The following is a 7,747-nucleotide window of genomic DNA, read 5'->3' as shown; positions in this document are numbered from 1 at the left end:
CTCCGAAGATTGGTTGTGTAGGAACTCCCAAATCTATCGGGTTACCCATGCCCCTTAGCACACAATCCCTGACCCACACTTCTGTCAGGAGAGCCTGAAAAGGGACTAAAGACATTTCGCATCCTTACGACGAGAAGTGGTGTGAAACTCCTCCGGAATTCGTCGCGATTCACCGAAGCCGGCAGCGAGCAAAACCCAACCACTGTTATGGCACCGCCGCGGCGCCTGCCATCCTTGGGACATGACACGAACCTGGTTATCGGTGACGGTGGAATTGCTCGGTGGTCGTGGTGAAGAGCTGTGGCCCTGGTCTGGGCGTATCTTCGCGGTCGGACCGTCGCACACCTTCATGGATCTCGCCAATGCCATCAACGATGCCTTCGCCCGGTGGGACCGCTCGCACTTGTCAATGTTTACCCTGGCCGATGGCCGGGTCATCACTGACGAAGAGACGGGAGCCGAGATGGCCGGATCGATCCACGGGCCGATCATCGCACCGATCGACATCGCTATTGCCAAGGTCGCCCGGACGCTGGAAGCGGGGGCTGAGTTTCATTTCACGTACGACCTCGGTGACTCCTGGATGCACCGATGCGTGGTCGGGGAAGTGAAGGTCGACCCGCTGGAGGTATTGGGTGTCCGCCCTGATGTCCCACTGCCGTACTGGGGATGGGGCAGTATCCCGGACCAGTACGGGCGCCGGTGGGCTACCGACGACGGGGAGGGCAGGGCGGCGAGGAAACCGAGCCGGCCGCACCCGATGCTGCTGCATGCGTGGCCCGCACAGGTGCAGACGCCTGGGCTCGACCTGTCCGAGCTGCGTGAAGCCATCGCGGCGGCAGATGCGGCTCGCTTCCTCGCTGCAGTGACGGGACGGGACATCGATGACGCTCTGCAGCAGGTGGGGGCCGGCATACCGATGGCGCTGGAGCGCAGACGCCAGGAAGCCGAGCCGGTGGCTCTTTCGGTCATCAACCGGCTGACGTGGCGCGGCGGCGCTGGTGACCGGCTGCTGGCCGAGGACCTGCTGGCCGGTCTGCGCGGCGTGCCGCTGACAGGCCGCGTGGTGCCGGTGGACCTGGACATGCTCGGCACCGTGTTGGAAGGGGATCCGGAGCTGTCGACCGGTGGCTTTCTCGACCTGCGCACCGGGCAGGTGTACGACGACAGCGCCACTGACCCGATGATAGTCGGGGAGGACGCCGCCATCGACGTGGAGGAGGAGCCGGAGCGTTGGCTTCGGCTCGACCGCACCGGTTCGCGGAACGGCTGGCGGGACATGGCGGCCTTCGCCGAGCGGCAGCACGATGAGGCCCTCCGAGAGCGGCTGGAGCGGGCGATCGAGGGCAAAGGTGCCTTCTTCCGGTTCCGCGACATCGTAAACGGAGAGGACCTTAGCGAACAGTGGTACGCCTTCTCCGCCGACCGCCAGATGGGTCGTTCCCGCGAGTTCCTCGCTGACAATGGCATCCGCGTGGGCTGACGAGGCGGGCCCGGTCAGCGCCGGTGCAAGGCCGTGGCGCCCGCCGCATACCCTCAACCGTGGAGCAGCTGAGTAGACCGATCGTGAGGTCGAACGCGGTCACGGGGTCGTCCCAGTGCAGGTTCCGTAAACGGAACGCCAAACCGGACCATTTTTTGCTGGGACTCAACCGCTATCCCGGGTGATAGTCACAATTTGTGCACCGTACCGAAGATTGCACCTGTGACGGTGATTGTGGCGGAGGTTGTGGGACAACATACGGGACGGCCAAGTTACGCGGCGGGCTGCCGTTTGCGGTCAGCGGGGGATTGTCCCACCGGGGTCATCCTGGTTCCAAGGAAGTGGGATACGTCTGTCCGATTATCCGTTGAGCCTTTCCACTGGCGGTCCGCCACCCGCGCTTAGGCGAGATTATTTCTACAGTGACTCCGCTCGACAAGAACATAGTTGTACGTCTCTGGCGATACCAAATGGCGCTTAAATACAACTCGCCCACCGCCGCCGTGACCAAAGCCTCAGGGCGGAGCCCGAAGGCCCGGAAGACCCGCGGCGCCAACGGCCAGAAGAAGCTCCTGCAGAAGCGCATGAGCCGGTAGGACGGACCTCGAGATCTCGCGGGTAATGTTAGGCAGGGTTGGCGCTGTGCTGACTACGTCTTCCGGTTGGTTCCCCAGCTGATCATCGCCCGAAGCCAAGCCTCGGCCTGCAGAAATTGGAGTGCATGTGTCGCCATCACGAGATGACCGGTCCGCGGACTTGCTCGACAAGTCGGCCGACGACCCCGCCGCTACGGGTTCCGTTCATCATCGTCGGCGGCATGGGTGGCACCAGTGACGGTGGCAGAGACGATTGCCGAGGAGCAGGTCATGAAGTCGCGCCATCGTGTCAAGATCTACGGTGAGGTCTTCACTCCTCGTTACATGGTCAACCGGATGCTCGACTTGGTCCGCGAGGAGTTGGAGACCGGCCGCGACTTCGTCGACAAGACCTTCCTTGAGCCTGCAGCGGGCGACGGCAACTTCCTGGTCGCGATCCTGCGTCGCAAGCTCCGCGCGATCGAGAAGCGGTACCCGGTCGAGGAGTGGTCGGAGGAGTCGCTACCGCATTGGCCTCGATCTACGGCATCGAGTTGCTGGAGGACAACCACCAGGACGCGAAGGCGATCATGATCGCCGAGTTCCTGGGCTTCCACCAGGCCCATGGCACTGCCTGCGGCCCGGACACCGACCTGCACCGGACGGCGGCGTTTCTCATCGACACGAACATCGTCCGCGGCAACACCCTGACCAGCCAGACCCCGAAGGGTCAGGACATCCAGTTCTCGTGGTGGAACCGGATCGAGGGAGCCCCGGGCATGGTGCAGCGTGAGCCGTTCACGCTCGCCTCGTTGCGCGACGAGGGCGGCTTCGACTTCACCATCTACGACAGCTATCAAGTGTGCCGGATCGACAAGGTCCACGAGGAAGTGAGGACCGGTGCCTAGTCCGAAGATCAGCACGTTCCGCGAAATCACTCCGCTGATCTACTCGTGGACGACGCCGGACGTCCCCAAGTACGTCGGCTGGGAGAAGATCGGGTACACGGAGCAGGAGAGCGCCGACGTCCGTATTGCACAGCAGGCGTCCCAGCTGTCCGTCGAGAAGAAGAAGCTGTGGTCGCGCCGAGCCTTCTTCACGTCTGAAGCCGGTGGGAGCTTCACGGACAAGGACTTCCACGCCTACCTCCGCCAGCACGGCGTCGAGCGTGAGACCCAGCCCAAGCGCACGGAGTGGCATCACTTTAAGATCGCGTCGAAGAGGTCAATAGAGTATCTCAACGACTTCGCCGGCCAGGACTTCCCCGACGTACCGAGCATCGGCGTGGAGGACGATTACGTCCTGCGTCCCGAGCAGCGGGCGGCCGTCGACCAGGCAGTGGCTGCTTTCAAGTCGGGGCAGAGCCAGGTGCTCTGGAACGCCAAGCCGCGGTTCGGCAAGACGCTGACGACATACGACCTGATGCGGGCCCTGGACGTGCAGCGGGTCCTGATTGTCACCAACCGCCCCGCGATCGCGAATTCCTGGTTGGACGACTTCGTCCGCTTCATCGGTCACCGGACGACGTTCAAGTTCGTCTCGGAGTCGCAGTCCCTGTCCGGCCGTACGCCCATGACTCGCGAGCAGTGACGGGCCTTCTCGCTCAACCATCAGGATGAAGACCCGCGCATCGTGGAGTTCCTGTCGCTGCAGGACCTCAAGGGGTCGCAGTACTTCGGCGGCTCGTACGACAAACTCAAGCACATAACACGCTTCGACTGGGATCTGCTGGTGATCGACGAGGCCCACGAGGGCATCGACACCACCAAGACCGACGTCGCCTTCGACCAGATCAAGCGCGGGTGGACACTGCACCTGTCGGGCACGCCGTTCAAGGCACTGGCCGTCGGCAAGTTCGACCAGGACCAAATCTTCAACTGGACCTACGAGGACGAGCAGACCGCCCGCCAGCAATGGGAGGACAACGGCCAGGAGAACGGGGGTCGAGGACCACTGCGCGGAAAAGTAGCGCTAAGCATCAAAAATGACCAAGTTGGAGCGGCTTTCCCTTACCGCGATGGGAAGTTCGCCTTGTTCAGCCTGAGCAGTCACCTAAACGTCCGTAGGCGTTGCGCCCGGACATGGCATGCTTTACAGCCGTACGCCAACCGACAATGGCTTGGGCGCTACTCTTCCACGAGTTGGTCCCCAAGCCCGCACCTACGCGCCGCTGTTCGTCGAAGCGGACGCGGGTCCGGCCAGGTCGAATGAAGAGTCTCCGTGAGTTCTCGGTCATCAACAGGCTCAACATCTCAGCCAAGAAAGACCGCCCGGCCGCTCGACAAAGAACAGATGGACACCCCTGACGGCTATATCCCGGGGGCTCATGCGGTCACGAGCCGGCCTCGGTACCATGTTTGGGCCTGGGGCGCGATTTGAAAACCGGTCGACGGGATACGCGCAAGGTCCCATAGCTGCTGTGACTCGTAGTGATGGTTCATGCCCAGCATGTTTATAGTGTGAGGGCTGAATCCAGCTGGTTCCAGGGCCCGTACAGCGTCTTCAATTGTCGATGTTCCCTTGATATTCAGGGGGATGATCTGCTCGCTGATGGCTCCGAGGAGCTGGCCAAGCTCCAGCGGTGTCTGGCATGCGGCATGGTAGGCCCCAGGCGCCGCAGTCGGCTCGACCGCCGCGGCGGCCGCTAGTAGACCGAGGTCCGTAACGTCGATCGTGGAGAGCTGCGCGCGGCCGCTGTCTATGGTGGTGCCAAGGGTTTTGAACATTCGCGCTGCTCCCGGGATGAACCAGCGGTCTCCGGCGCCGTGGACGAGGTTCGGCCTAATGACGATCCCACCCGCAGCGATCACTGCCCTGTCCGCTGCCGCCCGGCTGCGGCTGGCCGGAGATTCAGGGCGGTACTCTGCGTCCCCGGGACGCAGTGAATTGTGGGGTCCGGATCCGTAGACCGCTGTGGTGCTGATCTGCACGAGTCTTCCTGCTCTCGCAATTTCACAGGCCCGGATTATGGACAGGGTGCCCAGGTGGTTCACACGGTCGGCTATGTCCCCGTCTGGTCCGACGTACGAGGCTGCGTTGATGACGGCGTCCGCATGTCTGACCGCACGGCGGACCGATGCCGGGTCCGTAACATCACCGAACAGAGCAGTCGATGAGGCCTCCAAAAGCAAGCCGGTCGGCCGTCTTGCTAGAATCGATACAAGGACATCGTCCCGTAGCTGGAGCGCCTGGAGAATTCGGCTGCCGATGAAACCAGTGGCCCCGATCAGCAAGACCCTGGTTAGATGGGGCGCCTTCATTTCCGGGCCTGCGGAGTGCTGGGGTCCGTCCAATCTACGTTCTGACTAGAGTTGAGGTTCATTTATGGTCCTTCAGGATCGTGCAAAGGCAACCCGTGAGGCGATCCTCGAAGGGGCTGCAGTCGTTTTTGAGGAGCATGGCTACGGCAGTGCCAGCCTGACCCAAGTATCCGAAGCGGCCCAGGTAACGAAAGGCGCGCTGTACTTTCATTTCCAGTCCAAGGAAGAGCTGGCAAGAGCGGTGATTGAGGAACAGCACCGCGTCGTTCTTGAGCACAGCGCAGCGGTTCTGGCCGGCAATCACTCCGGCCTGACGACCATGATCCTGATGTGCCGGGCGTTCGGACTCCAGTTGATCAACGAGCCGGTGGTCAAAGCCGGCATCCGACTGACATTTGAAGCGGAGACCTTTGGCCAGCCGGTGCGAGGCCCCTATGAGGACTGGATTGCCGTGATGGAACAACTCGTAATTCAGGGCAAAGAGGAAAACCAGATCCGTCCCACGGTGGACCCTGCCGTCCTTGCCAGGTATGTGGTGGCGTCCTTCACCGGGGTCCAGATGGTGTCCGACGTCCTGACCGGACGAGCGGACCTCATGCAACGCATCGAAGAGATGTGGGCGCTCCTGCTGCCGGGAATTATGCATGCAGATTCTCACGAAGATCCACATACCCTGTCTCGGCTGGTTTCCGTCGGGGACTTGGGGGCAGAACCGAATCGGGCTGCTGGTTCGTAGTGATGCTGGCGGTGGCGTGCATCCGGACCGTACCGGAGGCCTGGATATTTGCGAGCACGGTTGTTGTATCCGTATCAGCCGTCACCGACTCCAGAACCACCACGGCTTCATCTCCGAACTCGGCGATGGACATGAACCGGGCTTCGAGTAACGAGAAGTCCAGCGATGGATCCAGCAACGCCAGGCGAACTGATTGCCGCACTGCTTCGATGAGCAAGACGCCAGGAATATGATCCAGCGGGTGATCAAACAGGATCGGGTTTGAAACATCGACGCGCAGCGGCCAGCAACCTGCTGCGGAGCTCTCGCCCAGGACTACATTCCACGCGGTGGAATGCCCGACGTCGGCCGCCGGGACCGGGGGAACAATCCTGTGACGATCAGCGACGGGGGAGCGGGAGCGGATGCGGACGTAAGCTTCGGGATCCACGATCCGCGCCCCGGCCGCACCGTCGGCTATCATCTGTCCGTCCACCCGGAATATGGCACTGGTCCGGAATGCATTGACTCCCTGCACGGAAGCCTTGACCTCGGAAACCATGACTTCGGCGGTCACTTCTGCCGGAGCAAATGGATTCCGCATCGCCCCGGATGTCATGGACACTGAGATATCGGGCATGAGGAATTGCATGCCCAGAGGAACGTGCAGCTGCGTGTGCGCTATCAGAACTGTCAGTTGGCGCAGCGTCTCGACGACGAGTGCCGAGTCGAAGCCTTGGCCGATGGAGCCAAAGAATACGTGCCACCGCGGCCACTGTGCCGAAACCGTGTAAATAGTGCTTTCATTCCTCTGAATCCCGGTCAAGAAGACTTCCGAGATCGCCCGTCGGTGCACGAGCTCACGGGGCACTGGAGCGCTGAAGCGGTGCCCCGTGCGCTGGTCGTGCTGTCGAATATTATGCGTCATTGCGTTCCCCCTAGTTCCGGCAGACCAAAGCATACCGGTCGGACGGTTTCTCCACGTGGAGCACGCGAATCTGGGGATGAAGAGGCCGCGGGGAGCGTCCGGGTCGGTCAGCCTGACGGCCGAAGACGGCCGGGCAAACACCACATTGGCGCGGGTTACTTGGTAAAAAAGCAGGTAACAAGCAGGTCGTCCGGCTTGTTTTCGGACGAGAAGCGATGTGGAATGGGAACCGCGGGACTCCGGGTTTCGTCGTTGGGGGACTCCCGCCATGCCCGCAGCGGCTGGCATATCGTTCGAACGGTTTTCTAGCATCCGTTCCAAACCGGTCGCCCGTCTTGTTTTATACGCTGGGACGAATTACTCTATGTGACAGGTGGCCCAAGACGCCTAGCAGGGGGACCATGCCGAGCATTTGGGTATCTTGCCGCGGGGCGGTATTCGGGTCATCGTCCACGGGTGAGTCGTGGCTGTCCAAGAAGCGAATTTTGGGAATGCACTACTTCACTGGCATAACCAATATTGGGGGATTTCGCTTGGAAAGGCGTCCCGCATGAACACAAAAGATGGGACTCAGATGAATGTCAAGAAAGTAATGGCTGGCGTAGCACTAACTGGCGCGCTCGTTACAGCGGGCGCTGGAGCTGCCAATGCATGGACGCAGTGGCCTGTAGAAGGGGGCACATGGAACTATGGGCTCTCCTGACAGAAGTGTGGGTCAGGGATTGTGTGCTAAGGGGCATGGGTAACCCGATAGATTTGGGAGTTCCTACACAACCAATCTTCGGA

The 7,747-nt window shown here is 61.5% G+C and carries 9 protein-coding genes; 7 read left to right on the top strand and 2 right to left on the bottom strand.

From position 1 onward, the window contains the following. Window positions 1-241 precede the first annotated feature (241 nt). The 6 genes from RCH07_RS18625 to RCH07_RS18600 all read left to right on the top strand — a co-directional run bounded on the left by RCH07_RS18625 (window position 242) and on the right by RCH07_RS18600 (window position 4,269). Window positions 242-1,483: an IS1096 element passenger TnpR family protein gene (locus tag RCH07_RS18625; RefSeq protein WP_326968980.1), complete on the top strand. Its 1,242-nt coding sequence runs from the start codon at window positions 242-244 to the stop codon at window positions 1,481-1,483. Window positions 1,484-1,905: 422 nt separating this feature from the next. Next, complete coding sequence (locus RCH07_RS18620) at window positions 1,906-2,079, top strand: hypothetical protein (protein WP_326968979.1); 174 nt, start codon at window positions 1,906-1,908, stop codon at window positions 2,077-2,079. A gap of 234 nt (window positions 2,080-2,313) precedes the next feature. Beyond that, window positions 2,314-2,652 (top strand): hypothetical protein, encoded by a 339-nt coding sequence (locus tag RCH07_RS18615; RefSeq protein WP_326968978.1) that lies wholly within the window; start codon window positions 2,314-2,316, stop codon window positions 2,650-2,652. Continuing rightward, window positions 2,589-2,966, top strand: a complete 378-nt coding sequence (locus RCH07_RS18610) for a hypothetical protein (protein ID WP_326968977.1) — start codon at window positions 2,589-2,591, stop codon at window positions 2,964-2,966. Before RCH07_RS18615 ends, RCH07_RS18610 begins: the two co-directional genes overlap by 64 nt. Beyond that, on the top strand, window positions 2,959-3,648 hold the full coding sequence (locus tag RCH07_RS18605; protein WP_326968976.1) for a DEAD/DEAH box helicase family protein: 690 nt from the start codon (window positions 2,959-2,961) through the stop codon (window positions 3,646-3,648). The genes RCH07_RS18610 and RCH07_RS18605 overlap by 8 nt, the downstream gene beginning before the upstream one ends. Window positions 3,649-3,690: 42 nt before the next feature. Then, window positions 3,691-4,269, top strand: a complete 579-nt coding sequence (locus tag RCH07_RS18600) for a hypothetical protein (RefSeq protein WP_326968975.1) — start codon at window positions 3,691-3,693, stop codon at window positions 4,267-4,269. 113 nt (window positions 4,270-4,382) lie between these two features. Here RCH07_RS18600 and RCH07_RS18595 read toward each other — a convergent pair whose 3' ends face one another. Continuing rightward, the gene (locus RCH07_RS18595) at window positions 4,383-5,318 is read right to left on the bottom strand and encodes an NAD-dependent epimerase/dehydratase family protein (protein WP_326968974.1); all 936 of its coding nucleotides are present in this window, start codon (window positions 5,316-5,318) and stop codon (window positions 4,383-4,385) included. 64 nt (window positions 5,319-5,382) lie between these two features. Between RCH07_RS18595 and RCH07_RS18590 the strand changes: the two genes are divergently transcribed. Next, a complete protein-coding gene (locus RCH07_RS18590; protein ID WP_326968973.1) occupies window positions 5,383-6,054 on the top strand; it encodes a ScbR family autoregulator-binding transcription factor in 672 nt (223 codons plus the stop codon). Here RCH07_RS18590 and RCH07_RS18585 read toward each other — a convergent pair. After that, window positions 5,957-6,904: a ScbA/BarX family gamma-butyrolactone biosynthesis protein gene (locus RCH07_RS18585; protein ID WP_326968972.1), complete on the bottom strand. Its 948-nt coding sequence runs from the start codon at window positions 6,902-6,904 to the stop codon at window positions 5,957-5,959. The genes RCH07_RS18590 and RCH07_RS18585 overlap by 98 nt on opposite strands. Window positions 6,905-7,747 lie beyond the last annotated feature (843 nt).

It is taken from the genome of Arthrobacter sp. CG_A4, assembly GCF_035985125.1.
GTDB lineage: Bacteria > Actinomycetota > Actinomycetes > Actinomycetales > Micrococcaceae > Arthrobacter.
Note: the sequence above shows the minus strand (reverse complement) of the source record. Positions and strands in the feature narration are given on the sequence as shown.

Coding starts and splice junctions, on each gene's coding strand:
- RCH07_RS18625 (WP_326968980.1), top strand. CDS start 242: ATGACACGAACCTGGTTATCGGTGACGGTGGAATTGCTCGGTGGTCGT.
- RCH07_RS18595 (WP_326968974.1), bottom strand. CDS start 5,318: ATGAAGGCGCCCCATCTAACCAGGGTCTTGCTGATCGGGGCCACTGGT.
- RCH07_RS18590 (WP_326968973.1), top strand. CDS start 5,383: ATGGTCCTTCAGGATCGTGCAAAGGCAACCCGTGAGGCGATCCTCGAA.